Source organism: Winogradskyella ouciana (genome assembly GCF_009709615.1).
Classification (GTDB): Bacteria; Bacteroidota; Bacteroidia; order Flavobacteriales; family Flavobacteriaceae; genus Winogradskyella; species Winogradskyella ouciana.
In genome coordinates this window covers 1-261 of sequence record NZ_WJYA01000168.1, presented here as the reverse complement: position 1 = coordinate 261, position 261 = coordinate 1, and the positions used below count along the sequence as shown (strand labels likewise).

The following is a 261-nucleotide window of genomic DNA, read 5'->3' as shown; positions in this document are numbered from 1 at the left end:
TGCTTTTTTTCCACTCGTCAAGCTGCCCTTCAAAATCACCGCTGACATCCCCTTCCCCGCGCCCAGAAAACCGAGTCGCGCCTTTTTCTGCAAGCTGCTCATCAATGAATCTCGGCACGTATTGATACGTGCTCGCCCAGTTGTGGTCGCCGCAGCCAAATACCGCGTAATGGACGCCCTCAAGCTCACCCGGTTTGATTTCTTGAAGCCACTGCACGAATTGTCCGGCATTGCTTGGCGGCTTTCCATTATAAGACGAGG

1 protein-coding gene is annotated in these 261 nt (G+C 53.6%); it reads right to left on the bottom strand.

Annotated features, from left to right (window positions below; translation table 11 throughout):
- The coding region (locus F1003_RS18900; RefSeq protein ID WP_155090366.1) for a flavodoxin domain-containing protein at positions 1-261 on the bottom strand (261 nt) is incomplete at both ends.